The sequence below is a fragment of the Bradyrhizobium sp. MI1.11 genome (assembly GCF_055811255.1).
This window is the reverse complement of the sequence record NZ_JBVVPM010000243.1, coordinates 1-256: the sequence shown is the minus strand read 5'-3', so window position 1 is coordinate 256 and position 256 is coordinate 1. Positions and strand designations below refer to the sequence as shown.

At 70.3% G+C, this 256-nt stretch carries 1 protein-coding gene; it reads left to right on the top strand.

Features of this window, described 5'->3' with window-relative positions; translation table 11 throughout:
- Window positions 1-256 (top strand): ATP-binding protein (locus AC0L30_RS43245; RefSeq protein ID WP_473406819.1); only part of this gene is annotated, 256 nt, incomplete at both ends.

The following is a 256-nucleotide window of genomic DNA, read 5'->3' as shown; positions in this document are numbered from 1 at the left end:
CGGCCAGGTCATCGTCTCGACCGCCCTCACCGACCGCGGCGAGGTCGCACTTCGGATCCGCGACACCGGCCACGGCCTCAGCGAGCGCGAAGTCGCCGCCGCGATGGAGCCGTTCCGGACGCCACCGCCCGGCGACGCCGAGGACAATTCGGCGCTGAGCCTGTCGCTGACCAAGGCCCTGGTCGAAGCCAACCGCGCCCGGTTCAACATCAAGAGCGCGGCGAACTCCGGCTCGCTGATCGAGGTGGTGTTCGCA